At 63.5% G+C, this 25,322-nt stretch carries 23 protein-coding genes; 19 read left to right on the top strand and 4 right to left on the bottom strand.

Annotated features, from left to right (window positions below):
• The 10 genes from ACOGI7_RS11040 to ACOGI7_RS10995 all read left to right on the top strand — a co-directional run bounded on the left by ACOGI7_RS11040 (position 1) and on the right by ACOGI7_RS10995 (position 7,566).
• Complete coding sequence (locus ACOGI7_RS11040; protein ID WP_419848815.1) at positions 1 to 885, top strand: AAA family ATPase; 885 nt, start codon at positions 1 to 3, stop codon at positions 883 to 885.
• Positions 875 to 2,032, top strand: a complete 1,158-nt coding sequence (locus tag ACOGI7_RS11035; RefSeq protein ID WP_419848814.1) for a vWA domain-containing protein — start codon at positions 875 to 877, stop codon at positions 2,030 to 2,032. The genes ACOGI7_RS11040 and ACOGI7_RS11035 overlap by 11 nt, the downstream gene beginning before the upstream one ends.
• On the top strand, positions 2,029 to 2,343 hold the full coding sequence (locus ACOGI7_RS11030; RefSeq protein WP_419848813.1) for an XdhC family protein: 315 nt from the start codon (positions 2,029 to 2,031) through the stop codon (positions 2,341 to 2,343). Before ACOGI7_RS11035 ends, ACOGI7_RS11030 begins: the two co-directional genes overlap by 4 nt.
• 2 nt (positions 2,344 to 2,345) lie before the next feature.
• Positions 2,346 to 3,146, top strand: coding sequence for an XdhC family protein (locus tag ACOGI7_RS11025; protein WP_419848812.1), 801 nt, complete (start codon positions 2,346 to 2,348; stop codon positions 3,144 to 3,146).
• On the top strand, positions 3,143 to 4,297 hold the full coding sequence (locus tag ACOGI7_RS11020; RefSeq protein WP_419848811.1) for a DUF3179 domain-containing protein: 1,155 nt from the start codon (positions 3,143 to 3,145) through the stop codon (positions 4,295 to 4,297). Before ACOGI7_RS11025 ends, ACOGI7_RS11020 begins: the two co-directional genes overlap by 4 nt.
• A gap of 34 nt (positions 4,298 to 4,331) precedes the next feature.
• Positions 4,332 to 4,889, top strand: coding sequence for a nucleotidyltransferase family protein (locus ACOGI7_RS11015; protein ID WP_419848810.1), 558 nt, complete (start codon positions 4,332 to 4,334; stop codon positions 4,887 to 4,889).
• Positions 4,880 to 5,530 carry an SRPBCC family protein gene (locus tag ACOGI7_RS11010; protein WP_419848809.1) on the top strand — a complete coding sequence of 217 codons (651 nt, stop codon included), beginning with the start codon at positions 4,880 to 4,882 and terminating at the stop codon, positions 5,528 to 5,530. The genes ACOGI7_RS11015 and ACOGI7_RS11010 overlap by 10 nt, the downstream gene beginning before the upstream one ends.
• Complete coding sequence (locus ACOGI7_RS11005) at positions 5,482 to 5,985, top strand: DUF501 domain-containing protein (RefSeq protein WP_419848808.1); 504 nt, start codon at positions 5,482 to 5,484, stop codon at positions 5,983 to 5,985. The genes ACOGI7_RS11010 and ACOGI7_RS11005 overlap by 49 nt, the downstream gene beginning before the upstream one ends.
• On the top strand, positions 5,982 to 6,896 hold the full coding sequence (locus ACOGI7_RS11000) for an exopolyphosphatase (protein WP_419848807.1): 915 nt from the start codon (positions 5,982 to 5,984) through the stop codon (positions 6,894 to 6,896). The genes ACOGI7_RS11005 and ACOGI7_RS11000 overlap by 4 nt, the downstream gene beginning before the upstream one ends.
• Positions 6,897 to 6,999: 103 nt before the next feature.
• Positions 7,000 to 7,566 (top strand): GNAT family N-acetyltransferase, encoded by a 567-nt coding sequence (locus ACOGI7_RS10995; RefSeq protein WP_419848806.1) that lies wholly within the window; start codon positions 7,000 to 7,002, stop codon positions 7,564 to 7,566.
• A 3-nt stretch (positions 7,567 to 7,569) separates the two neighbouring features.
• Here ACOGI7_RS10995 and ACOGI7_RS10990 read toward each other — a convergent pair whose 3' ends face one another.
• Complete coding sequence (locus ACOGI7_RS10990) at positions 7,570 to 8,328, bottom strand: enoyl-CoA hydratase-related protein (RefSeq protein WP_419848805.1); 759 nt, start codon at positions 8,326 to 8,328, stop codon at positions 7,570 to 7,572.
• A gap of 37 nt (positions 8,329 to 8,365) precedes the next feature.
• Between ACOGI7_RS10990 and ACOGI7_RS10985 the strand changes: the two genes are divergently transcribed.
• The 4 genes from ACOGI7_RS10985 to ACOGI7_RS10970 are packed head-to-tail and all read left to right on the top strand — an operon-like array spanning position 8,366 to position 12,656.
• A complete protein-coding gene (locus ACOGI7_RS10985) occupies positions 8,366 to 9,598 on the top strand; it encodes an MFS transporter (RefSeq protein ID WP_419848804.1) in 1,233 nt (410 codons plus the stop codon).
• 43 nt (positions 9,599 to 9,641) lie between these two features.
• A complete protein-coding gene (locus ACOGI7_RS10980) occupies positions 9,642 to 10,040 on the top strand; it encodes a hypothetical protein (protein WP_419848803.1) in 399 nt (132 codons plus the stop codon).
• Between the two features lie 55 nt (positions 10,041 to 10,095).
• Positions 10,096 to 10,497, top strand: a complete 402-nt coding sequence (gene mce, locus ACOGI7_RS10975) for a methylmalonyl-CoA epimerase (RefSeq protein ID WP_419848802.1) — start codon at positions 10,096 to 10,098, stop codon at positions 10,495 to 10,497.
• A gap of 29 nt (positions 10,498 to 10,526) precedes the next feature.
• Positions 10,527 to 12,656, top strand: a complete 2,130-nt coding sequence (locus ACOGI7_RS10970; protein ID WP_419848801.1) for a heavy metal translocating P-type ATPase — start codon at positions 10,527 to 10,529, stop codon at positions 12,654 to 12,656.
• 11 nt (positions 12,657 to 12,667) lie between these two features.
• Here ACOGI7_RS10970 and ACOGI7_RS10965 read toward each other — a convergent pair whose 3' ends face one another.
• Positions 12,668 to 13,747: an alpha/beta fold hydrolase gene (locus ACOGI7_RS10965; protein ID WP_419848800.1), complete on the bottom strand. Its 1,080-nt coding sequence runs from the start codon at positions 13,745 to 13,747 to the stop codon at positions 12,668 to 12,670.
• Positions 13,748 to 13,833: 86 nt separating this feature from the next.
• Here ACOGI7_RS10965 and ACOGI7_RS10960 point away from each other — a divergent pair, with 86 nt between their 5' ends.
• Genes ACOGI7_RS10960 through ACOGI7_RS10940 form a run of 5 tightly spaced genes read left to right on the top strand, consistent with a single transcriptional unit; the run spans position 13,834 to position 18,493 of the window.
• Positions 13,834 to 14,754 (top strand): enoyl-CoA hydratase, encoded by a 921-nt coding sequence (locus ACOGI7_RS10960; protein WP_419848799.1) that lies wholly within the window; start codon positions 13,834 to 13,836, stop codon positions 14,752 to 14,754.
• Between the two features lie 28 nt (positions 14,755 to 14,782).
• Positions 14,783 to 15,760, top strand: a complete 978-nt coding sequence (locus tag ACOGI7_RS10955; RefSeq protein ID WP_419848798.1) for a carbon-nitrogen hydrolase family protein — start codon at positions 14,783 to 14,785, stop codon at positions 15,758 to 15,760.
• A gap of 10 nt (positions 15,761 to 15,770) precedes the next feature.
• Positions 15,771 to 16,175, top strand: a complete 405-nt coding sequence (locus ACOGI7_RS10950) for a cupin domain-containing protein (protein ID WP_419848797.1) — start codon at positions 15,771 to 15,773, stop codon at positions 16,173 to 16,175.
• Positions 16,176 to 16,219: 44 nt separating this feature from the next.
• On the top strand, positions 16,220 to 17,176 hold the full coding sequence (locus ACOGI7_RS10945; RefSeq protein WP_419848796.1) for an SDR family NAD(P)-dependent oxidoreductase: 957 nt from the start codon (positions 16,220 to 16,222) through the stop codon (positions 17,174 to 17,176).
• A gap of 51 nt (positions 17,177 to 17,227) precedes the next feature.
• A complete protein-coding gene (locus tag ACOGI7_RS10940; protein WP_419848795.1) occupies positions 17,228 to 18,493 on the top strand; it encodes an amidohydrolase family protein in 1,266 nt (421 codons plus the stop codon).
• A 50-nt stretch (positions 18,494 to 18,543) separates the two neighbouring features.
• On the opposite strand, the gene ACOGI7_RS10935 is transcribed toward ACOGI7_RS10940, so the two are convergent.
• Both ACOGI7_RS10935 and ACOGI7_RS10930 read right to left on the bottom strand, forming a co-directional pair.
• A complete protein-coding gene (locus ACOGI7_RS10935) occupies positions 18,544 to 23,244 on the bottom strand; it encodes a DEAD/DEAH box helicase (protein WP_419848794.1) in 4,701 nt (1,566 codons plus the stop codon).
• A 134-nt stretch (positions 23,245 to 23,378) separates the two neighbouring features.
• Entirely contained in the window at positions 23,379 to 25,223 is a 1,845-nt protein-coding gene (locus ACOGI7_RS10930) for a hypothetical protein (protein ID WP_419848793.1), read from the bottom strand.
• Positions 25,224 to 25,322 lie beyond the last annotated feature (99 nt).

Genomic DNA, 25,322 nt, shown 5'->3' with positions numbered 1-25,322 from the left:
GTGGCCGACGGGCTAAAGACCTGCGACTACCTGGCCGACGAGGGGTTAGCCACGGCCGTGTTCTTGGCCATGACCCTGAACCGCCCCCTGCTCCTCGAGGGCGAGCCCGGCGTGGGCAAGACCGAGACGGCCAACGCCCTGGCCGCCTGGACCGGCGGCGAGCTGATCCGCCTCCAGTGCTATGAGGGCATCGACGTGGCCCAGGCGGTGTACGAGTGGGACTACTCCCGCCAGCTCCTGCACCTGCGCACTGCCGAGGCCACCGGCGGTGCCACTCGGGAGACGGCCGACGCCCTGGAAGATGAGCTCTACTCCGAGCGCTTCTTGATCAGGCGTCCGCTACTGCGGGCAATCTCCGGCTCCGAGGGACCGCCCCCGGTGCTGTTGATCGATGAGGTGGACCGGGCCGACGACGAGTTCGAGGCGTTCCTGCTGGAGATCTTGTCGGACTACGCGGTGACCGTGCCCGAGATCGGCCGGTTCGCGGCCACCACCCCGCCCCGGGTGATCATCACCTCGAACCGCACCCGTGACGTCCACGACGCCCTCAAGCGGCGCTGCCTGTACCACTGGGTGGAGCACCCCAGCTATGAGCGGGAGGTGGCCATCATCGGCCGCCGGGCCCCCGGGGTGAGCGAGCCGCTGGCCCGCCAGGTGGCCGCTGCGGTGGGCGCCTTCCGGGAACTGGGCCTGTACAAGCCGCCCGGCGTGGCCGAGAGCATCGACTGGAGCCTGGCGTTGGGACGGCTCGGGGCGACCGAGCTGACCCCCGAGATCACCCAGGCCAGCCTGGGCTCGGTGCTCAAGTACCGGGAAGACCAGCAGCGGGTGGTCGACCAGGGCATCGGCGGCCTGATCGAGCAGGCCATAGCCCGTGCGGGCTGACGAAGTCGCCGTTGGTTTCGTGAACGCCCTTCGAGGCGCGGGCATCGACGTGGCCGTGGGGTCGTCGGTGAACTACTACCAGGCCCTCGGTGCGGTAGGGCTAGAGCAGCGCAGTTCGGTGTACTGGGCTGGCCGAGCCACCCTGGTGACCGAGCCCGACGACATCGAGATCTACGACAAGATCTTCGACGCTTACTACGGCGGGCAGCAGCTGGTGGCCACGCCGGTGGTGGAGGTCACCCAGCCCATCACCTTGGTGGTGGACGACGACGGCGACGATGAGGGTGAAGACGGCGGCGGCGACGAAGACCCCGGCGATCCGTCCCTCACACTGCGGTGGAGCCGCCACGAGGTGCTGCGCGACAAGGACTTCGCCGACTACAGCGACGACGAGCTCGACGAGGCCCATCGGCTGATGGCCGCCATGGCCCGCCTCGGCGGCACCCGCCGGTCCCGACGCCGACGCCGCACCCACCGTACCGCCGGGCATCCCGAGCTGCGCCGCACGGTGCGGGCCGCCATCCGCAGCGGCGGGGAGCCAGTGCGGCGCTGGTACACCGAGCCCGGTGAGCGGCTTCGCCGGGTGGTGCTGCTGCTGGACATCTCCGGGTCGATGGAGTCGTACGCCCGAGCGCTCATCCGCTTCGTCCATGCCGCGGTGGTGGGCCGCCGCCGAGTGGAGGTGTTCACCATCGGCACCCGGCTGACCCGCATCACCCGGGAGCTGTCGTCGCGGGACCCCGACCGGGCGATAAGCGAGGCGGCTGATGCGGTGAGCGACTGGTCGGGCGGCACCCGCCTGGGCGACACCCTGGCCGAATTCAACGAACTGTGGGGCATTCGGGGCATGGCCCGGGGAGCGACCGTAGTCATCTTGAGCGACGGCTGGGATCGGGGCAGCCCCGAGGTGATGGCCGAGCAGATGGCCCGATTGCACCGGGTGACCCATAGACTCGTGTGGGTGAATCCGCTGAAGGCCACCCCCGGCTACCAGCCCCTGGCCCAGGGCATGGCCGCCGCGCTGCCCCATGTGGACGATTTCATCGAGGGCCATTCGCTGCACTCGTTGGAGCTGCTGGCTGAGGTGCTGGCCGACGACCGGGCCCCAGCCGAGTCCATTTCGATGATCGGAGCACAGGCGGTATGAAAGAGATCTTGGCCGACTTGGACGCTTGGCGGGCCGAGGGCCGACGGGTGGCGCTGGCCCGAGTGGTCAATGTCGAGGGCTCCGGCCCCCGTGACCCCGGCGCGGCCATGGCCGTCAGCGACACCGGCGATGTGATCGGATCGGTGTCAGGCGGCTGCGTGGAGGGCGCAGTCGTGGGCGAAGCTCTCGACATCCTCGAAAGCGGGGAGCGTCGCATGGTCAGCTTCGGCTACAGCGACGACGAGGCCTTCGCGGTGGGGCTCACCTGCGGGGGCACCATCCACCTGTTCATCGAGCCCCTGGACTGGTAGCGGTGACCGAACTCTACGAACGGCTGCGAGAAGCCATCCTGGACGAGCGGCCGGTGGCGCTGGCTACCGTCATCGAGGGACACAACGCCGGGGCCAAGCTGGTGGTGGAGCCCGACGGCGACATTCTCGGCACCTTGGGCCATCCCGAGCTGGACCGGATTGTAAGCCGCGACGCAGTGGGGGAGCTGGCCGCCGGCCGCACCGGCGTGCGCCACTACGGCGCCGAGGGGCAGGCTCGGGAGACCGACGTGTCGGTATTCATCGAGTCGTTCTCGCCGCCGCCGATCATGCTCGTCTTCGGAGCGGTGGACTTCACCGCCGCCCTGGCCCGGGCCGGCAAGCTGCTGGGGTTCAACGTGATCGTGGCCGACGCCCGCTCGGTGTTCGCCACCGTCAAGCGGTTCCCCATGGCCGACCGGGTGATGGTGGCCTGGCCCGATGAGGTGTTCGACCACTACGGCGGGCGGCTCGGCCCCCACGACGCGGTGTGCATCCTCACCCACGATCCCAAGTTCGACGTGCCCGCCGTGCAGCGGGCGGTGGCCACCGATGTGGGCTATATCGGGGTGATGGGGAGCCGTCGCACCCACGCCACCCGCCTGGAGCGGTTGCACGAAGTGGGGGTAGACCAGAAGGGAATTGACCGGCTCATGGCCCCTATCGGGCTGGACATCGGCTCCCGCACGCCGGAGGAGACCGCCATCTCGGTGTGCGCCGAGATCATCGCCAATCGCACTGGCCACGCCGCTCCTTCGCTGCGCGACAGCGAAGGCCCCATCCACCGCCCGCCGGCCGAGGGATGAAGCGCCTCGCCCCGCTGGTAGCGGTGGCGCTGGTGCTCTCGTCCTGTGGCAGCTCTGATCCGATTCCTGCCCCGCCCACCCCACAGGTGATCACCGGGGGCGAGGCGCCCACCGGGGATCTGGCGTTCGTCTCGGGTGGTTGGGCCACCGACTGGTCCACCCGCACCATCGAACTCGACGAGCTGCGCATCGGCATCCAGGTGATCCCCATCCGCGACCGCATCCGGCCCATCGACAACCCCGAGTTCGCCCCGGCATCGGACGCCGGCTGGACAGACCCCGAACCCGGCCTGCTCCTGGTGGTGGGTGATACCGCTCGCTTCTATCCACTGGCCATGCTCATCGTCCATGAGATCGTCAATGACGAGATCGAAGGCCGCCCGATGCGCAACAGCGCCCTGGTGTTCGATCCGGTGGTCGACGGCCAGCAGCTGCGATTCGGCACATCGGGTCTGCTCCGCAACAGCGATCTGGTGATGTGGGACGACGCCACTGAGTCTCTGTGGCAGCAGATCGGCGGCGAGGGCCTGGTGGGGGCCTACGCCGGTCATCGTCTAGACGTGATCCCGTCGGCCATCGTGTCTTGGGGGGACTTCAAGGCCGGCTATCCCGACGGGGTAGTGCTGGCGCCGCCTGGTCTTCCGGCCAGCAGCTATGGCCGCAATCCCTATGTGCGGTACACCTCCCGGTTGGCGCCCATTCCCGGTTTCTTCGACTCCACCATCCTGGATGAGCGCTATCCCGCCCTGGAGCGCACTGTTGGGGTCACGGTGAACGACCATGACAAGGCCTACCCGTTCAGCGTGGTACAGGCCAACAGAGTGGTGAACGACACTGTGGCCGGAGTTCCGGTGGTGGTGCTGTGGTCGCCGGGCACCGCCGATGCGCTGGATTCCCCCGTCACTGCGGACGGCACGGATGTGGGGGCCGCCTTGGCCTTCGACCGGCGGGTGGACGGCGAGCCGTTGGAGTTCTCCCCGGCTGTCGATGGGCGGTTCACCGACGACCGCACCGGCTCGACCTGGAACGTGCTCGGCCAGGCCGTCGACGGCGAGTTGGCCGGCAGCCGGCTCGAGCCGGTGGTCCACACCAACGAGTTCTGGTTCGCCTGGTCGGCGTTCCACCCCAATGGCGAGGTGTTCGGGCCATGACGGCCAAGACCAAACCGATCGAGTGGGCGCAGCAATGACCACCGCCGCCATCGTGTTGGCCGCGGGCGCCGGCACCCGATTCGGGGGAGACACCCACAAGCTACGAGCCCCGTTTCGGGGCAAGACCGTGGTGCAACACGCCCTCGATGCCGCGCTGGAGGCCGGGCTCGACGCGGTGTATATCGTGACCGGGGCGGTGGAGTTGCGCGACCTGATCCCCGACGGGGTGGTGCTGGTGGAGAACCACTCCTGGGAACTGGGCCAAGCCACCTCGCTGCGGGCTGGGGTGTTCACCGCAGAGAATGACGGTCACGACGCGGTGGTGATCGGGCTGGGCGATCAGCCCTTGGTGGGCGCCGAATCGTGGCGAGCGGTGGCGGAGACCGAGGGCGACTTGGTGACCGCCGTCTATCGGGGCCGCCGCAGCCCCCCGGTGAAGCTGGGAGCGGCGGTCTGGCCATTGCTTCCCACCAGCGGAGATGTGGGGGCCAGAATGCTGATGCAAATGAGGCCCGAGCAGGTTACGGAAGTATCCTGTTTGGGAGAGCCGGTGGATTTTGACACCCTGGAGGACCTTCAATCATGGAAATGACCAACGAGATCGAAGTAAACGCCTCGGCCAGCGATGTGTGGGCCGCCTTCAACGATGTGGAGCGCATTGCACCTTGTCTGCCGGGTGCCCAGCTCACTGAGATCGAGGGAGAAGAGTATCTGGGCGTGGTCAAAGTCAAGGTCGGACCGGTCAACGCCCAGTACAAGGGCAAGGCCACCTTCGTCGAGCGAGACCAAGACGCCCTCAGGGTGGTCATTTTGGCCGAGGGCCGTGAGACCCGGGGACAGGGCAACGCCAGCGCCAACATCACCGCCACACTGGAGGCGCTGGACGACAACCGGACCAAAGTCGGAGTCACCACCGACCTCAAGATCACCGGCAAGGTGGCTCAGATCGGCCGAAATCTCATCCCGGACGTGAGTGCGAAGATCATGGACCAGTTTGCCGATAATCTGGAGGCCATGCTTTCAGCCTCCACCGATGATTCTTCCTCCGGTGATGACGCTTCTGCTGACGACTCAGGCGTCAGAGCAGTGTCCAGCCCCGAGCCCGAAGCGGTAGACCTCTTGGAAGTGGCCGGCCCGCCGGCAGCCAAGAAGTTCGGCCCCATTGCCGGGATCATCGCCGCATTGTGGATCATCCGGAGAATCTTCAAGAGAAGGAAGAAAAAGAAGGGCTGACCCTTCGCTTGGGAAACGACGAGCAAGTCGAGGCCCTGCTGGGCCGCGCCCCCCGGGCCCCCTACGAGGTAGTGGTCAGAGCCGATGACGGCACTCCTCGGGTGCTGAGGAACGCTCCTATTCTGGATGACGGCACTCCCATGCCCACGCGCTACTGGTTGGTCGGCCCCGACGATGTGCTGCGGGTGAGCCGGTTGGAATCGGCCGGAGGAGTGCGCCGGGCCGAAGCCGCCGTCGATCCCCATGATCTGGCCGCCGCCCACCGCCGTTACGCCGCCGAGCGGGACGCCGCCATCCCCGACGGCTATGGGGGGCACCGCCCTTCCGCCGGTGTGGGCGGCACCCGCCAAGGGGTCAAGTGCCTCCACGCCCACTACGCCTGGTTCCTGGCCGGGGGCGACGACCCGGTCGGACGCTGGGTGGCTGAGAATCTGGAAGCCGAAGATCCGACGTGAGCCCGCCAGTTGTGGCCGCCATCGACTGCGGCACGAACTCCACTCGTTTGCTGGTCAGCCGGGGCGGCACCGAGACGCTGGACCGGTTGATGACCATTACCCGCCTGGGGGAGGGGGTGGATCACACTGGCCGGCTGGCACCGGGAGCCATCGAGCGCACGCTGGACTGCCTGCGCCGCTACCGGGAGGTGATGGATGGCCACGGCGTGGAGGCCGTGCGGATCACCGCCACTTCGGCGGCCCGGGATGCGGCCAACCGCGACGAGCTGTTTGACGCCGCCGAGGCGGTGGTGGGCACTCGTCCCGAGCTGCTGAGCGGGCTGGCTGAGGGGCAGCTGTCGTTCCGGGGGGCCACCGCCGAACTCGATCCGGCGAAGGGGCCGTTCTTGGTGGTGGACTTGGGGGGAGGCTCCACTGAGCTGAGCGTGGGCACCTCGGAGTGCGAGGCGTCCATGTCGCTAGACGTGGGCTGTGTCCGCCTCACCGAGAAATTCCTCCACGGCGACCCGCCGCTTCCCGAGGAGCTGCACGCTTGCTTGTCGGTGACCGGTGACCACCTCGACGACGTCGACCGGGAAATGCCCGCCGCCCGCCAGGCCCGGACGTTCGTGGGGCTGGCGGGCACCATCTCCACCGCGGCGGCCGTCGAACAGGGACTCCATGACTACGACCGGGACAAGATCCACCACTTCGAGCTGACCAAGGCCGCAGCCGAGGACGTGTTCCGCACCCTGGCCACCGAGTCTCGGGCTGACCGGGCCTTCAATCCGGGCCTGGAGCCCGGCAGGGTGGATGTGATTGTGGGGGGGATGACCGTTCTGGTGAAGATCATGCGGCACTTCGGGTTCGAGTCGTGCTTGGTCTCTGAGTCGGACATTCTCGACGGGATGGTGCTGAGCTTGCTGGACTGAGCCCCCGGCAGGGCAGCGGGTCGGGCGATTAGGTTTGCGGGGAGTGCGGACTTGGTCTCGGTTTCGGGGTACTCGGGATGGGCAGGTGCTGCGCGGGTCTCGGGTGGAGTTGCGTCCACTGGTGGAGAGTGACTTCGTTGAGTGGCAGGCGGTGCGCCGGGCCAACCGGGAATGGCTTACTCCGTGGGAGCCGAAGCCGCCCAGCACTCAGCCCGATGTAGTGGAAGACCGCTTGGCGTTCGCCGCCCGGTGCAGTGCCCGAGACCGGGAGCGTCAGATGGACGCGGGCTATGGGTTCGGCGTGTTCGCGGAGGGCTGCCTGGTAGGGGAGATGAACTTGTCGGGGGTGCAGCGGGGCCCGTTCCAAAGCGGCCATGTGGGGTACTGGATCGACCACCGTCACGCCGGGCGGGAGTATGCCCCCGAAGCCCTGGTCGTGGTATTGGACTACGCCTTCGAGACGCTGGGGCTGCACCGGGTGCAGATCAACATCATCCCCCGCAACCAGGCCAGCCGCCGGGTGGTGGAGAAGCTGGGCATCCGTAACGAGGGCATCGCTCTGCGCTACCTGGAGATCAACGGCTGCTGGGAAGACCACGTCCGCTACGGCATCACCGCAGAGGAGTGGCAGGTGCGGGGACCGGAGTTGGTGGCCGGCTGGATGAGCTAGCCGCTAGCTGGACTTGCTGATGGCCTCCTTGAGGGCGGCCACCCGCTGTTTGAATTCCGGCTGCTTCATCGACCACACCTGAGGCTCCACCTCTCGAGCCACCGCGGCCGCGCTGTCGGCCACCCCGCCCATGTCGATGACCGTCTGCTTCATTGCCTTGGTCAGCTCTCTCGGGGCGCGGGCTGGACGGCGGGCCATGCGATGGGCCTCCTCCAACAGCGCATCGTCGTCCACGCATTTCCAGGCCAGTCCGATCTCCGCGGCTCGCGGTCCGTCGAGCCTCTCGCCGAACAGCACCATGGCCATGGCCGTCTGACGATCGCAGATGTTTCGCAGCCGCCAGGTGTGGCCGCCGCCGGGGTGGATGGCGATCTGGAGAAATCGGCTCTCGAACATCGCATTTTGCCCGGCCAGGATCACATCGCAGGCCAGCGCGAAGTTCATGCCCGCACCCACCGCCGCACCGTTCACCGCGGCCACTGTGGGCAACGGGGTGTGGGCCACTCGCAAGAACCCGGCGTAGATGGAACTCAGGCTGCCGGGGTCGTCCGCGGCCAGCAGCTCGTCCAAGTTGGCCCCCGCCGAGAACGCCGGAGGCGTGCCGGTGAGCACCACCGCTCCTACCGACTCATCGGCCTCCAGGCGGTCGAATACCGCGTCGAGCTCTCCGTTCATCTCCAAGCTGACCGCATTTCGCACCTCAGGGTGGTTGAGGGTCACGGTGGCAACGCCGTCGTCGATCTCGCAGAGCACAAGAGCCATGCCACGACAATAGGGGTGCAGCGAATAAGTTGGCGCAGTGACCGATTCCCGGCAGCCTCGACGCGCCAGCCGGGCACTGTCCTACCGCAACTACCGTCTGTTTCTCTCCGGTGCCATCGTGTCCAACTCCGGGGTATGGGTTCAGATGATCGCGCTTGCTTTCGTGATCAAGGAGCTGACCGACAGCGGCACGTGGGTGGGGCTGGGTGCCATGATGCAGACGCTGCCCGCGGTGGGTTTGGGAATGGTGGGAGGGGCGCTGGCCGACAGGTTCCCCCGACGCGTCATGCTGATATTCACCAACTCGGCCCAATCGCTGATCGCGCTGGGGTTCGCGGCGATGTGGGCCGGCGGAGTGGACCGGCCGCTGGCGTACATCGCCCTCGGAGTGGTGAACGGGTGCGTCAACGGCATCCAGCTGCCGGCCTGGCAGGCGTTTGTCAGCGAGCTGGTGCCCCGCGGAGCCTTGTTGAACGCGGTCACCCTGAACTCAGCCCAGTTCAACGCCTCGCGGGCGGTCGGGCCCGCAATCGGTGGAATGGTGCTGGCGTTTGGCGGACCGGGATGGTCGTTTCTGGTCAATTCCCTGACGTACGTGCCTGCGGTGCTGGTCTTGGCACTGATCCGGGTACCGCGCCTGGCCTCTACTGAAGATGGTCGTCCGAACATATTCAAAGACGCCGCAGCTGCGGTGCGCTATGCAACTACCCACGCGGGAATCCGGCGGGCCATATTGATTGCCGGGGTGGTGGCCTTTTTTGGGCAGCCCATTATCCACTTGGTGGTGATCTTCGCCGACGACGTCTTCCATGTCGGTGAATTCAAGTACGGCATCCTGGCCGCAGCCAGCGGGGTCGGGGCAGTGCTCAACACCCCGTTCGTCGCCATAAAGGGCAGCCAAATCCCCCGTAGTCGCCTCGTGGGTTTGGGCTGGCCGGTGTACGGTTTGGCTCTACTGGGGTTCGCTTTGTCTCCCTACTACTGGCTGGCTGTGGTTGCTTTGGCAGTTCTGGGCGCATCCCACATCGCCACCGCGTCTTCCCTCAATACCGTTATCCAGCTCCAAGTAGAGGAGGCGATTCGAGCCAAAGTGCTGGCTCTCTACCTCATGACCCTGTTGGCCGGGCTTCCCCTCGGCGCCCAGCTTCAAGGTTTTCTGGCCGATGTGATCGGCCCCCGCATCGCCGTGGGCGGGGCCGGTGTTCTCTTGGCTGCCACCGCTCTGTGGTGGGTGACAAGCGGCCGCACCAAGGTCCTCGATCTGAATTAGCGCCCGATGGAGAAACTGTCACTCCTATCGGGATACTGGGTGCATGAGAGAAATCAATGAGAAAAGCCAGGAGGGAGAGCCCCAGGGGATGCGGGTCATCCGCGGCGGCAATCAGCGACAGGAGAGCACCACCGGACGGTGTCTGGCCTTTGCCGAAGCGGCCCGGCTGCTGGGTATGGCAGTGCGGGGCCAAGAGATGGTCATGCCCAGCTTTCGCAGCCCGCCTCGGGAGGTTGGTCGCCGCCGCACGCTGGCCCGCCATGACGACGGTTCGGTGACCGTTTCGGTGATGGTTCGAAACCGTGTCTGGGAAGCGGTGCTGGCCGACATGATCGAGGGTGTGGTGGCGGCCAACCAGATGGACGGCATCGATGCCGAAGTCCTGCGCGACCATCTTTGGGAGGCCCTGGAGGGCGAGACCGCTCAGCGCGAAGCGGCCTGACCAGCGGGCTTGAACAGCAGGAATAGACCGAGGGTGGGCCTAGACTGACCAGGCCATGCTTCTCACTGAGATCGATCACGTCGCCATCGCGGTCCACGACCTAGAGCGGGCCATCTCGTTCTATGAGACGGCATTCGGGGCTTCCGTGGTGCACCGCGAGATCGTCGAGAACGACGGTGTGGAGGAAGCCCTGATCAAGGTGGCCGACTCCTATGTCCAGCTCACCACGGCCACCCGCGAGGATTCACCCATCGCCAAGTTTCTGGAAAAGCGGGGTGAGGGCATTCACCACGTCGGCTATCGCGTCGACGATTGCGCGGCCGCCCTTGAGGCCATGGTTGCCGCTGGAGCCACCCCGATCGATGCCGAACCCCGCCCCGGGTCCCGGGGGACCACCGTGGCCTTCATCCACCCCAAGGGGGCCTTGGGCACCCTCATCGAGCTGGTTCAGGAATAATCCTCCCCTCTAAACCGTAAGCTTGATGCATGGCGATGCGCCGGGCGACGCTTCTGGTAGACGGCATGACCTGCTCGTCGTGCGTCGCGCAGATTGAGCGCAGCCTGGCTGGCGTAGAAGGCGTGATCGAAGCCCGCGTGAATTACGCCTCGGGCCGGGCCTCGGTGGCTTGTCGCGACAGCGTCGACGATGCCGAATTGCAGGGCGCGGTCATTGCCGCCGGATACGGCGCCCGCTTGCCCGAGGGCTTCAGCGATGGGCACTCAGTGGAGCCCACCCGAGTGCATCGGCTGATTGTCGCAGCAGTGATTGGTGCCCTCGTGGCACTGCTGACGATGGTGGACGCCTTGGCCTTCGACCTGGGTTTTCAGGCATCGGACTGGCTGGCCGCGGTACTGGCTGCCGGAGTGGTATTCGGGTCGGGCTGGGGGTTCCACCAACGGGCGTGGGCCCAGCTCAAGCACCGGACCGCCACCATGGACACGTTGGTGGCGTTGGGCACCGCCGCAGCGTGGATTTGGTCGACGGTGGTGCTGGCCGCCCAGATCGGCGACGGCCACCTCTATTTCGAGACCGGAGCAGTGATCGTGGTGCTGATCCTGCTCGGCCGCTATCTGGAAGAACGGGCCCGGCGCCGGTCGGGAGACGCCCTGCGGGCATTGGCCGTGCTGGTGGCCCCGGTGGCCCGGTTGGAGGATGGATCCGACGTGCCGGTGGCCAGCCTCCAGGTGGGCAGCAGGTTCGTGGTGCGCCCGGGGGAGAGGATCGCCACTGACGGAGTGGTGGTCGACGGTGCCTCCGCGGTGGACATCTCCATGGTCACTGGCGAGCCGGTCCCCGAAGAGGTCGGGCCGGGCGACGCCGTGCTGGGGGCCTCGGTCAACGCCAACGGATCGCTGGTGGTGGAGGCCACCAGCGTGGGGGCCGACACCGTGCTGGCCCGGATCATGCGGCTGGTGGAGCAGGCCCAGACCAACCGCACCCGCATCCAGCGCCTGGCCGACCGGATCTCCGCGGTGTTTGTGCCCGTCGCGGTGGTGATCGCGGTGGGCACGCTGATCGGCTGGTTGGCCGCCGGACAGCCGGCATCGGAGGCGTTCACCGCCGCGGTGGCAGTGCTGATCGTGGCCTGCCCCTGCGCGTTGGGGCTGGCCACGCCGTTGGCGGTGATGGTGGGCACCGGGCGGGGATCGCAGCTCGGGATCATCGTCAAGGGCGGCGAGATGCTGGAAGACACCCGACAGCTCGACACCGTGGTGTTCGACAAGACCGGCACCGTCACCGAGGCCCGCATGGAGGTGGTGGAGATCGTCGCCCCCGGCGGCGACCCCGACGCGCTGCTGGCCTTGGCCGCCGCGGTGGAGTCCCGCTCGGAGCACCCCATCGGTCGGGCTATTGCCTCGGCGGCAGACAACGGACAGCCGATAACCGGCTTTGAGAATCACCCCGGCACCGGGGCGGTCGCCACGGTGGACGGCAGCGAGGTCCGGGTGGGCAAGCGGGCCCTTTTCCATCAAGTGCCTGAGGCCGTGGACGGAGCCGCCGCCGAGGTGGAGGCCATGGGCCGGGTGGCGGTGCTGGTGGGCCGGGACTCAGTGGCCGAGGCGGTGATCACCGTAGACGACCGACTGCGGGCCACCGCCCCGCCGGCGGTGGCCGCGCTCAAGTCCCTGGGACTCGACACTGTGCTGTTGACCGGCGATCATCCCCGCCGGGCCCAGGCCGCGGGCGACGAGCTGGGCATCGACCGGGTGGTGGCCGGCGTGGGACCCGACGGCAAGGCCGCCGAGATCGCCCGCCTCCAAGCCGAGGGCCGCCGGGTGGCCATGGTGGGCGACGGCATCAACGACGCTCCTGCCCTCAGCCAGGCCGACATCGGCATCGCCATCGGCACCGGGGCCGACGTGGCCGCCGAGGCCGCCGACATCACCATCATGTCGTCCGATCTGAGCGTGGTGGCCGACGCCATCGCTCTGAGCCGCCGGACCATGAACACCATCCGGGGCAACTATTTCTGGGCCTTCGTCTACAACACCGCCGCCATACCCCTAGCCGTCGCCGGGGTGCTGGAGCCGATTGTCGCCGCCGCAGCCATGGTCGGCTCCTCTCTGTTCGTAGTCACCAACAGCCTCCGCCTGCGCCGATTCAATCGCGCTTAGCGCCGGCTTTGTCAGATCTCGCCAGCCAAAAAGGCTAGGAGCACTTCGTTCGTGCGTTCTGGGTCTTCTTCAGGGATGAAGTGGCCGCTGGCGGCGGGGCGGGCCCGGTAGTCGGGGAAGTGGTCCACGAAAGAGTCGGCGTAGGGGTTGCCGTGGGGGATGTGGTCGTCGGCAGGAAACCCGTCTTCGAAGGCCTGGGGCATCAAGAACGCCGAGTACAAGTACAGCGCGGGATGGGGGTAGGTGCGGCTGAGGTCTTCGGGGCCGTACACCGGAAACACGCCGAAGTCGGGGTGACTGAAGAGCAGGCCGGGATGGTTCCACATCTCGGCCACCTGGGCCGGGGTTCGATACACCAGGTTGCCGTCGGCGTCGGGGAAGTGGAACGGCAGGGCGTCCCGGTAGTACGAGATGGCGTGGAAGTGCGCTCCGGGCTGGTCGAAGGCCGCCCGGTAGTGCTCCACGTCGTCGGCATTCCAATGCTTGGAAGGGTCCCAGTCGGCCATGGCCCCGCCGGGGTCTTGGGCCTCGCTGTCGGCCACGGGCGCCTTCCACGGTGAGTGGGGCGGCGGGCCGTAGCTGCCCTCGATGCCGCCGAAAATCGAGCTGATGAACTCGCTGGCGTAGCGCTCCCAGAACTGCTCGGCCTCGGGCTCGCACTTGAACCAGTAACCGTGGATGCCCCACGGGATCCACACCGTGCACAGCGTGTCCACCAGCCCCAGCCGCGTGAAACGGTCGGGATATTCCAAAGCCGCCTTGAAGGCGATGACCCCGCCCCAGTCGTGGCCCACAAGCGAGCACTGCTCAATGCCCAGGGCGTCGATGAAGTCCACGATGTCGCGGGCCAAAAGATCACGGGTGACCCGAATGCGGGGCTTGTCGGTGCCGCCATAGCCTCGGGTGTCGGGGGCGTAGACCCGGTAGTGCTCGGCGAGCACCGGGATCTGGTGGCGCCACATGTGCGAGGTCTGGGGGAAGCCGTGCAACAGCACCACCGGCGGGGCCTCCTCGTCGCCTGCGGCCAGATAGTGGAACCGCAGACCGGCGGTGTCGATGTGGTGGGACTCGATGCTGGTTTGCTCAGTCATGGGTGCTCCGCGGGTTGGGGGACGCCAACAGTGACAATAGAACCAGGGACCCTAGAGCCGAGCCCGGCAGCGCACCGCATCTTCTGATGGGCGAGACTAGGGAAATGGACTACCAGTACCTGACCTACGAGACGCTGGACGACGGCAAGGTCGCCCGCATCATGCTGAACCGCCCCGAGGCCCGCAACGCCCAGAACCGAGGGATGCTGGTGGAGCTCAACGAGGCCTTCCTGGTGGCCGAGGCCGACGACGACGTGCGGGTGGTGATCCTGGGCGGAGTGGGACCGATGTTCTCGGCCGGCCACGACATGGGCACCAAGGAGAGCATCGAGGAGCGCATGCCCGGCCCCAACCAGCACCCCACCTGGCAGATCAACGGCGGGCAGCGCCGGGGGTCGGAGAAGCTGATGCTCCAGGAGTGGCACTACTTCTTCGAGAACACCAAGCGGTGGCGCAACCTCCGCAAGATCACCATCGCCCAGGTGCAGGGGCCGGTGCTGGCCGCCGGGCTGATGCTCATGTGGAGTTGCGATCTGATCGTGGGTGCCGAGGACGCCTCCTTCGCCGATGTGGTGGGCACCCGGCTGGGCATGATGGGTGTGGAGTACTTCGCCCACCCGTGGGAATTCGGCCCCCGCAAGACCAAGGAGCTGCTGCTCACCGGCGACTCCATCGACGTCCACGAGGCCCACGCACTGGGCATGGTGGCCAAGGTGTTCCCCAACGAGACCCTGTCAGAGCAGACCCTGGAGTTCGCCCAGCGCATCGCCGCGGTGCCCACCATGGCCGCGTTGCTGGTCAAAGAGGCGGTGAACCAGACCATGGACGCCCAAGGCTTCAACACCGCCCTGTCGGCGTGCTTCACCCTCCACCAGCTCAACCACTCCCACTGGGCCTCCATCACCAACGGCGAGTGGTGGATCGCCACCGAGGAGCACGGCGTACCCCACTGGAAAAACGCCCCCAAAGTCCGCTCCGCAGCCAAGACCTCACCGGGTGGAGGCTGAGTCGGCTCAAACAGGCGATAATACGACCGTGATCCCTGAGCGCTATTCCGGCTACGAGACCCGGCTGCGGGCGGGAGCGGTGGACTTCACCCCCGTTCCCGCCGACGTGGCCGCCAACCTGGACAAGATCACCGATTGGATTGCCGAGGCCGCCGAGGCGGGGGTGGGCTTGCTGGTATTTCCCGAAGAGGCGCTGACCGGGGCGATCCACTGCGACGATTGTGAGCGTCTGGGTGAGCCCTGCGACTTGCACCGGAAGCTGGCCGAGACCGTGCCCGGGCCGTCGACTGAAGCCCTGGCCCGGCTGTCCGCCGACCACGACATGTATCTGGTGGTGGGCATGATCGAGCAGGATCCCGACGATCCCGATGTCCTCTACAACGCCGCCGCGGTGATCGGACCCGAGGGAATCCTCGGGACCTATCGAAAGCTGCACCTGGGCTCGCTCCCATTTGTCACTGAGGGGGTGACGTTTCGACCCGGCACCAGCCTGGACGTCTTCGAAACCCGCTACGGCCCCATCGGGGTGCAGATCTGCTACGACTTCTGGCTGAACCCCGAGGGCAGCCGCCTTCTGGCCCTCCAAGGGGCCAGGATCATCGTCAATCCCACCGCCGCCTTCGCGGGCGGGCCCGACAAGGTGGAGTCCATGCGCCGGGTGGCCGCCACCCGGGGGCAGGAGAACTTCGTCTTCACCATCTCGGCGAACCAGGTAGGCGGCATCGACCTCGGGGAGAGCTTGGAGGACAGCTTCGAGGGGGCGCTGCCCGCCAACTACGCCGGGCACAGCCTCATCTGCGGCCCCGACTTCCCCGATTTCAGCCACATCTACGCCGAGGGAAGCGACACCGAGGGCCTGGTGGTCGCCGACTTGGACTTCGAGGTGTTGCACCGCTGGGACGACGTGTGCCCGTGGCGGCAATGGCGGGCCACCCACCAGTCGGGCACCTCGGAGCTGTTCGCCACCGAGTTCGCCAAACTCGTCCACGGGCCCCCGGCCCAGTAACGGAGGAACAATGAGCACGGAGCCAAGAGTGCTGATATTCGACGACATCGACTGGGTCGATGAGTCCAAGAACCCCAACGCCCCCAAAGAGCTGATCGAAAAAGCCAAGGAGCTGGGCGCCGGGCGCAAGCACGTGGCTCGAGGCGAGGGGGGATTCTGGTGCCAGTACACCACCATGCCCGCCGGCTACCACGTCCCTCCCCACAGCCACGACCAGAACGAGCTGCTGATTGTGGTGTCGGGCGGGTGTGAGGTGTGGCCGAACGGCGCCGACGGGCCATCCATGGAGCTGGGGCCGAAGGACTCGGTCATCCTGGCCGCCAACCACGAGTACTCCTTCACCTGCGGATCCGACGGCATGGAGTTCTTCGTGATGCGCCCCGGCGACGCCGCCGCCTCGTTCAACCAGTTCTGACCCCCAAAGGAGCCGACCCGCAACCGGCTACTAGGGTGCCCGCCATGGGAAACCGTTTAGAAGGCAAGGTGGCAGTCGTGACCGGGGCGGGGGGTGGCATCGGGCGAGAGCATGCCCACCTGCTGGCCTCCGAGGGGGCCAAAGTGCTGGTCAACGACCTGGGCATACGCAAGACCCCCGACGGGGTGGCCGCCAACGCCGAGCGGGTGGCCGGTGAGATCAACGACGCCGGGGGCGAGGCGGCGGCCAGCAGCACCTCGGCCACCTGGGACGGCGCAGCCGAGATCGTGCAGCAGGCGGTGGACGCCTTCGGCCGCCTCGACATCCTGATCAACAACGCCACCGCCGGGCGCAACAACGACATCTGGCGCTTCACCGAGGAGGAGTGGGATCTCACCGTGAACGTCAACCTCAAGGGCTATTTCGCCATGATCAAACACGCCGTGCCCCATCTGGTGCAGCAGGACACCAGCGTGATCATCAACACCAGTTCGGGATCGGGCTTCGGCCACCCGTCGCACTGCGCCTACTCGGCGGCCAAAGAGGGCGTGATCGGCCTGACCCGCACCGCCGCCCGGGAGCTGGGCCGCTTTGGGGTGCGGTGCAACGCCATCCGGCCCCGGGCCGTGGGGGCGTCCACCGCGGAGTACGCCATCCGCACCGCCCGGTGGACCGACCTCATGGCCATCACTATGGCCCCTCGGGGAGGAGCTGCCCCGGTGCCCGACGACACCGACGAGGCGTATGCCCCCCGCAAGATCGCCCCAATGGTGGTGTGGCTGTGTACCGACGCCGCCCGCCATGTGACCGGGCGCACCTTCCACATTTCCGGCGACATCGTGAGCCGCCTGAGCGAGCCCCAGCGGGAGGTAGCCGTCTACCAGGAAGACGGCCTCACCCTTGATGCTCTCGACGCCTTCTCCGGCCGCCACCTCACCGAGGACCTGGCCAACGACTACCTCCTAGAAGACCGCCCCGACCTCCAGGTGTTCGAGCCCTAGCGGTCTGTCTGACGCCGGGAATCCCCGGCCGAGAGTGCAATAGGCTGGGGCATGGCCCAAAACCAGACCGACGAGCGGTACATGATCCTGTCGTCGGACACCCACGCTGGCGCCCAGACCCGCACCTACAGGGAATTCCTGGATCCCGCCTGGCACGATGACTTCGACGCCTGGGAGGCGGCCATCACAAACCCGTGGATCGACCTGCGGGACATGGACGCGGCCAAGGTCAACTGGGACAGCGATGCCCGCACCGCGGCCTGCGACGCCGAGGGCATCACCGGCGAGGTGCTGTTCCCCAACACGCTTACCCCGTTCTATGACATCCTGGTCCACCTTTCCGGTGTGCCCGACACTGCGTCGGCCCACGCCCGCCGGTGGGCCGGCCTGCAAGCCCACAACCGCTGGTTGGTGGAGTTCTGCTCCTACGAGCCCAAGCGGCGCAAGGGCCTCATCCAGCTCTTGCCCAACGACCTTGACGACGCCATTGCCGAGGTGCGTTGGGCGGCCGAGACCGGGGTGATCGGCGGGGTGATGATTCCCGCCATCCCACCCAACCACACCGTTGAGCCGTTCTTCCACCCCCGCTACGACCCGCTGTGGGACGTGTGCAGCTCGCTGGCCATGCCGGTCCATCAGCACATGGGCTCGGGCTGCCCCGATTTGGGCGACGATCCGGTGGCCTGGGGAGTGACGTTCACCGAATACGAGCTGTGGCCCAAGCGCACGCTCATCCACCTCATCTTGGGCGGGGTGTTCGAGCGCTTCCCCGACTTGCGGGTGGTGTGGACCGAGATGTGGGGGATGCGGTGGATCCTTGAAGAGCTGAACCGCATCGACCAGCGGCTCCGCAACATCCAGAGCAAGTACGCCGGCGACCCCCGTACCCTCAACTACGCCCCGACCTTCGGGTCCGACACGGTGGACAGCCTGTCGCTGTCGCCTATCGAGTACTGGCAGCGCAACTGCCGCATCGGCGCTTCCATGCTGCCCCGCTCCGAGGTCCAATACCGCCACGCAGTAGGGCTGGACACCATCATGTGGGGCGCCGACTTCCCCCACGACGAGGGCTCTATCGGCTACACCACCCAAGCCCTCGCCGCCACCATGTGGGACGTGCCCACCGACGAGTGCCAGAAGATGCTCACCGACGTGGCCGCCGACCTCTACAACTTCGACACCGACACCCTCGCCCCCATCGCCGCCCGCATCGGCCCCCCAATCGCCGAAGTCCACACCCCGCTAGAAGAACTCCCCGCCTCCAAAAGCCTCTCCTTCAACACCGATCCCGCCCTCGAATCGGTGATCACCGTCTAAACGCTCCAGCAAGTTGCAGAACAAAGCGTCTTGCTAGCTATTCCGTTGTCTCAACAAAAGGACAAGATTTCTAACGCGTCGCCGCGGACTAGCTCATCGTGGTGACGCTGATTGGCGTAAGAGCGTAGGCATCCGTAGCAGCTGGAGTCTTCACCACACTCGCAGTTCTCGACGACTCGTCGAGCTGCACGGAGAAGTTCGGGCAGTCGATCAGCAATTCGTTTGGAGTGGCCCGCCCCTCCTGGGACGGCGTCAAACAGTACCAGTGAGGATTGGCCATCTTGGCCAGGGTGCAGTGAGACATTTACATCGCTTCGGGATATTCCGATTGCTGGGCATCCTTCCAACAGGGCATAAAGCGTGCTGCGCGCCTGTTGGTGTGTCATTGGCACCAACAACTGCACTTCCACTACGTCGGTAAGGAACTGGTGGCCTAGCGATGCATGGGTCAGGTTACCGTTGCAATTTCGTTGGGAGTTTGGACGTGGGTGCTCGCGGTCTGGCCTTGCACCTCGTATGGGAGCGGACTCGGCATATCCACAGGAAAAGCAGATCCGAAACCCGCGTCCACCTGGTCCTTGGTTTATAGCTGTGATTCGTCCTTGGGGGCTGGTGCGAAACCGAACCTGCCAGTCGTTGACGTTCACGGATTGAAAAGGAGGAGGTTCTTCAGACATGTAGTTGTCGAAGTGGAATTGGGAGAAGCCAGCCTTAGGCGGGCGGGACTCGCCTGGCTTTTCGTCACAGCGTTGGCCAATAAAGCCAAACATGGGAATCACAAAAATCCCACCATCAGAGGTAGGTGTGGGGACTGGGCAGTTTTCGCAATTATCTAGTTCGTCACCTCCGGACGACCAGCGAGTCCGGAAGGCTCCACAACTGGAGCAGGTTGCCCATCTGTGTTTGAAAAGAGCTTCCCCTGGTGGGATTCGCAGCCCGGCGGTCTCCCACAGGGCTCCGTTGGCTACGGTCTGTGAACCAGGGGCGTAGTCTGTGATGCCTAAGCGCAGATCGCGGGAGAGGTCGAGTTTTGCCGCTTGCGGGCTACCCTCGCGCGACACATCAAGTGAGACGGTATCGACAGGGAAACCGTATTTCGGCAGGATAACTCGTTGGGCGAGGAAATCGATAAGGCGACGCTCTCGTAGCGTCCTTTCCATGCGAAGTAGGGCCCTTTGATATCCGGATAGATTCTCAGCCTTTTGGCTCTGTCCTTCCGATCGGTATTCGCTGATCTGTTGTTCGACCTCGTCGAGTTCTCGTCCGATTCCCTCAAGATCGTCCACAACCTCTCTCTTGGCTCGTTGAAGCCAGCCATGATCGGGATGCTCGTCGCTTGGCTCCACCAGCGCATCGACCCATTCCCAGTCGGCAATTCCGAGTTCGGATGCCACTTGGGCTGATGGGGTGATGCGTCCAATGGCATCTCCAATGTCAGTTGGGCGTGACCGGAGCCAATTGATGAAGGCCTCCACCGGAGCTATGCCCGTGTAGTCCTTAGCGGCGAAGAATGAGTTAACAGTTCGGTGCCAGTCGCCGCCAGAATCGACGTGGGCGCGCTCGAAAGCAGAGAAGGCCAAAGCGTGGATGTGGCGGCGGATGATCCGGTCGTTGCCTAGCGAGATAATGGGAACGCTCATCTGACCGTCGACCAGATCTTCAGGATTGCGGAAATAATGCAGATCATGGTTGCGCCGCTGGGCGAAGGCCACGGTCAACGCTGGCGAGCCAGCGCGACGCCCGGCCCGACCAGCTCTCTGGATGTAGTTTGCTGGCGAAGGAGGCACGTTGCGCATGAGAATGCCCTGAACCTCTCCTACATCGACCCCTAGTTCGAAGGTCGTCGAACAGCTCAAGACATTGACCTCGCCATCGACGAACTTCTGCTGGAGCTCCGCGGCGAAATCTGCACTCAATTGCCCGGTGTGCTCCTCCACCTGCATGCCGATGGGACGAAGAGAGGTGTAAAGGTGGTGGTAGTGGTCTGTAGTTGCGGGCTGAGTAGGCTTTAGAGTTCCTGTGCACTGATACGACGGACAGACGCCGTCGACCGATCGCCACCAAACTTGGCGACATGTGTCGCACCTAAAGGCGGGTCGTTCTTGTGAGGCTGGTCGGATGATGATCCGTTCAGGATCAATAGCGTATAGCTGACCATGGCGCCTGTCGGCTTCTGGTCTCAGGACCTTCAACCAGGGGCTACCAGGGGCGCTCAGCCACTCAAACCATATGTTCTTCAGCAACTCTGTGGAGTCGGCGGTAACCGACTTTCGTGCCAGTAGTTTGTTCAAGTAGTCCAGGCGACGATTGAGCCCTCTAGTAGGGAGCCAGGAAAGTATGCGTCGGCCTGATTGTTCACCACGCACGTTTGTCACGACATTTCGGGGCGCAAAGGCAGGATCCTCTATGTCAACTCCTTCTGGAAGGTGTACAGCTGCCTGTAGCCGCAAAGTCTCAATCAGGACTCGGGCCAAATCGAGGGCCTCGTCTTGTGAGAAGCCGAGATTGAGAAGTGGTTCAGGAACCTGGGTACCACTTGGCAGGGCAAAGGAGATCTCGGCGAGGCCGACACCATCGAGGCTTTGGCGGCGGTCCACGGCCAAGATCTCCCGCATGAGCCACGTCCGTACCCGATTACTATTGCGCATGGCACCGTCGTCCTCGTCAAGGACGAACTGGCGCTCAGCCTCTTTGCGGATGGGGATCACCAGATCATCAAATCGAGGTTCTTGGTCAGCGAGTCGCTCGGCAGTCATCCAGATAAGTCGACGCTGGATCGCCTGAGAGTAGGTACGATCAAGGTAGGGAGCGAAAAACGCGGCGTCTTGGCGGGAGTCTGAAAACGAAAGCAACTTACGCCCCTCGCCTATGAGTGTTGCTGACTTGTCATCTTGGCTGGGGGGTAAGGCCTGGTGCAGGGCTGTGGCGATGACGGAGACAGGGGCATCTTGCCCTGTCTCAAATCGGAGCACGATGGGAGCAGGGCTGCGGCCTGTGCAGGCGATGCACCGGCGCAGAGGTTCGCCACGTCGGGTCGGATGGGCGGCGGTGACAGGTATGGCCAGATGCTGGCCGCAATTGCAGGATGACGTTGTTCCTTCGGCGAGAGATCCGCAGCTTGTGCAAAGCCTGCGTACGTCAATGTTCACGTCAACGTCTTGATCCTGCACTACCGCTTGCTCATCTTCATCATCCTCGGCCTCCAAGCTGCCTTCGGAGACGAGGAGATAACGGAGATCGAGGTCATTGGGACCGGGCCAGCGCAAATAAGTATTGCCCTCTTCATCTTCTTCGGTGATTCCGAGGATGTAGGTGGCGCCGCACTTTACACATACTCCTGACTCGAACATTTTCGATTGCCTCCCCTCTTCGTTGCAGGCTGGACACTGTTCGTGTCTGGTTAGCAGGAGGTGAGATTCCCCCTCTGGATGCGAAGGTGACTGGCAGACGAAAGCGCCCTCAAGTGCCCGCACAAAAAAGTGGTAGCGGGCGGGAATAAGCGGCATATCTGTAGAGGGCGATTGAACACGGCTACAGATGTCAACAAGTTCTACAAGATGGCGATTCCTCTCGGCAGCATGCCCAAAGACTTGTCTAGCAGCTGAATCAAGATCGATGGACCCTCTTCCCAATAGATCCTGTAAGAGGACAACATGGTGTTCGGATGTCAGCATATCCCCAAGGAGCATCAGCGTTGGAGTGTCGGCCTGACCTACTGGCGCACCGCGGGTGCTCAAAAGTTGCTGCATTTCTTGAGGTGAAGAGGATTGATCTAGGGCAGCCAATAGAGTAGAAAAGTCTTCGGCTTCTGCACTCCAAGTGGCAGGTTTTTGAACTAAGGGCTGGTGACGAGCAAGCACGATATCTTGGCGAGAAGAGTCGGCCTTGTCATATTCAAGTGTTTCATCAAAGAGAATCTCGGCAAACTTTGCCAATCGAGGAAAGTCATCATCACTGCTAGCAAGTGTGGCCGATGTGCCAATGTATTGGATACGGCCTTTCTCGCTTTGATGAACTCGATCTCGTACCCGGCGCAAGAGCATCGCAATTTCCGCAGCTTGGGCACCGTTATAGACATGCACTTCGTCTAGGACGACAAACTTCCAATGTCTTCCAGTTGATCCATCAAACAAAGAAGTATCCGATGGATACAGAAGTAAGCGTTCAAGCATTGCGTAGTTGGTCAGCAATATATGGGGTGGTGTCTCCCGAATTTGCTCACGCGAAATATACTCGTTTGATAGTGGATCTGCTCCAAAACGCTGTTTATAGATTTCAAGTGCTTCTTGATGGCGCTCTCTTGTGTCACCAACAAAACGGCCAAAGGTCACGTCAGGGAAAAAACTTAGAATACTTCTTAGACGTTTCATTTGATCGTTAGCAAGAGCATTCATGGGATATAGAAGCATTGCCCTGACACCGGATTCCTTTAGCGTTCCATCTGCTTGTTCTTGTAGCAGATGGTCTAGAATTGGGAATAGGTAGCATTCTGTTTTTCCGGACCCTGTACCAGTTGCCACAACCAGGTTGCGACCAGCTATGATTTTTCTAATGGCCTCTTCTTGATGATGGTGGAGAGGTCGTTCAATGGGAAATGCATCGGATCCAAGTTTCACAAACTCATGATTCAGGGTTCCGGAATCAACGAGTTCTCTTATGCTAACGCCTGGTTCAAACGGTGCTGAGGCCTGCAGAAGTGGTCCCTTTGTTAAAGGGAAAGAACCATCAAGTGCCTTTTGAAAATCATCCATGAGGTTGGCACTATTTGGCGCGTGTCTAGACAGGAGGTAGCGTCTGTAAGACTTATGAATAGCATCTGAAGCCCCTAGAGGATTTAGTGACACTTTAGCTTGCAAGGCGTTGCTCCTTTGATTGATAGAATAGCCTAGAAATTTGCGGAGTGATGGAGAGCTATTGCGAGGATTAGACAGCGCAATGTCAGCTGAGGAGCGAATTCCATAGCTTCTGCTAACGTTCTAGCTGCTAGCTCATGACTAGCTGGAAAATCCAACAAATGGAACGAGACCGCTTGGAGGTCTTGAGGAAAGCGGTACCACGCAGGTGAGGAGGAATCTGGCTGGAGGCAAGCCAATATACCGCGCTGGCCTTCAGTCATCCAGTGATCGTTATTCAGCACTAATCCGAGTGGTGAACGCCATTCGGTAATCAGGTCGCGGTTATGCCATGTTCCCGCAAGAAAGTCAAAGATCGCCGACAAGAACCCGTGATACAGCAGCCGTCCGCTTCCAGAGATCGGTATTGCTTGCTCCAGTTCTGTAAGGTGTTCTGGAGATCGGTCGCCTAGAGGTTGGGGAATTGGCCCTCCGGGGAATAGCTCATTGCTGTCCGTGTTTCCAAACGGGTTCCATCCGGTGTGTTGTTCCCAGCGTTGGGCTGTCTCTATGTCGCCGGACACGAGACGGTCGAAAGCCGCAGCAGCTAATGGATTAGTTCTCCACAGTCTATTGTGGATGCCATGGAGCCGATCTTCGTCTCCAGGAGGCTGGTTTAGAATTCCAGGCAATAACGCAAAGAGGTGTTCGTTTGATCCTGAGTCATATTCTCCCCAACTCTCTGACAAATGTTCCGCGAGACGACTAGGGTTGCTGAATTCAAGAGCGAGTAATGGTCCACGGAGTGTTCTTATTGAAGCGGTGTTGTTCCCCGATGAGTAGAGGACATCTAGAGTCATATTGAGTTCGCTGTAGATCTCTTCTGTTTCCAAATTGTTCAAGGATTGGATCTGACCGGCAACGGCCAACTCTAAGACGTTCAGAGGCTCGGCACGGTTGAGCTGGTTGAGATGTTGGGCATGATTGATGTCGTCGCCGATGTCCACTTCTATGACATGAGGGGCGTCAAGCGTCGGTCGAATCGGCAGAGGGCCCCACGTGTCCCTGATTGTTAACTCTAGGAGATACGGGCCAGCGGGAAGTTTCGACTGACACAAAAAGTCGAATTGCCCTGCTGCGTAGTCGTCTATCGGAATACAAATTGGGGGTGCCCACAGTCGATGTTGTGACCACATCCGAATTTCACGATTGCTGAAGTTGCGATTCTCGGTCCAGTTCAAAGCGCAAAAGGTGGTGTCTTCTGAGGAGTCAACCTCACTCTCGCATCTGAGATTGGAGACTTCGAAGGCGGTTTCGATGACCGCCGCATTCGCGACCACGGAACCGGCCCGTAGTTTGAAGTAGAGGCGATTGACGTTTGCATGGCGCGCCGTATCCAAAAATTCTGCCAAAGGGAATGACCAGCGGCCCTCTGGCCCCTTGGCATTTGCTTTGGCAGTCTGAATCGTCTCATCGGATGCCCAAAGTTCGAGAACGAGAGGCTCCTCCCTACGGACCCGGACATCAATGGCTTCGATTTTGCCCATCTCTAGTTCATCAAGGCTGATCCGAACGGCCTCGTGCCCGAACGAACCATGGGTGGAGTCACTCCGGCGTACCATCCAAAGGAGCCGCGGAATCGAGTGGTGTAGATCCACACCACCACCGGTTGGATTGGCGAGCAATTCTTGCGAGTCGCATCCCGGCGGAAAAGTAAGGATGGCCCGCAATTGTTCCCTGGAATCTAGAGCCACACTGGCCGCAACTTCCACTTCTACATGCTCGAAGGGATCAACCACACGGTCGGGGGACCCAAAGTGCAGTCCAGGAACAACGGCAAGTTCCTCCCGAAGGTCAGAACCCAACGGACCTACGACTTCAAGCGTTCCTGTGCTCACCACCTGGTCAGAGAACAAAGGAGCGGTGTCAAATCCGTCGCTGTGCTGCGTGAGATCTGAAAGAGGCACAGCTTTGGGTTGGCCGTTGAGTGGGCGAAA

This window comes from Candidatus Poriferisocius sp. (genome assembly GCF_965204145.1).
Taxonomy (GTDB): Bacteria; Actinomycetota; Acidimicrobiia; order Acidimicrobiales; family Bin134; genus Poriferisocius.
Note: the sequence above shows the minus strand (reverse complement) of the source record. Positions and strands in the feature narration are given on the sequence as shown.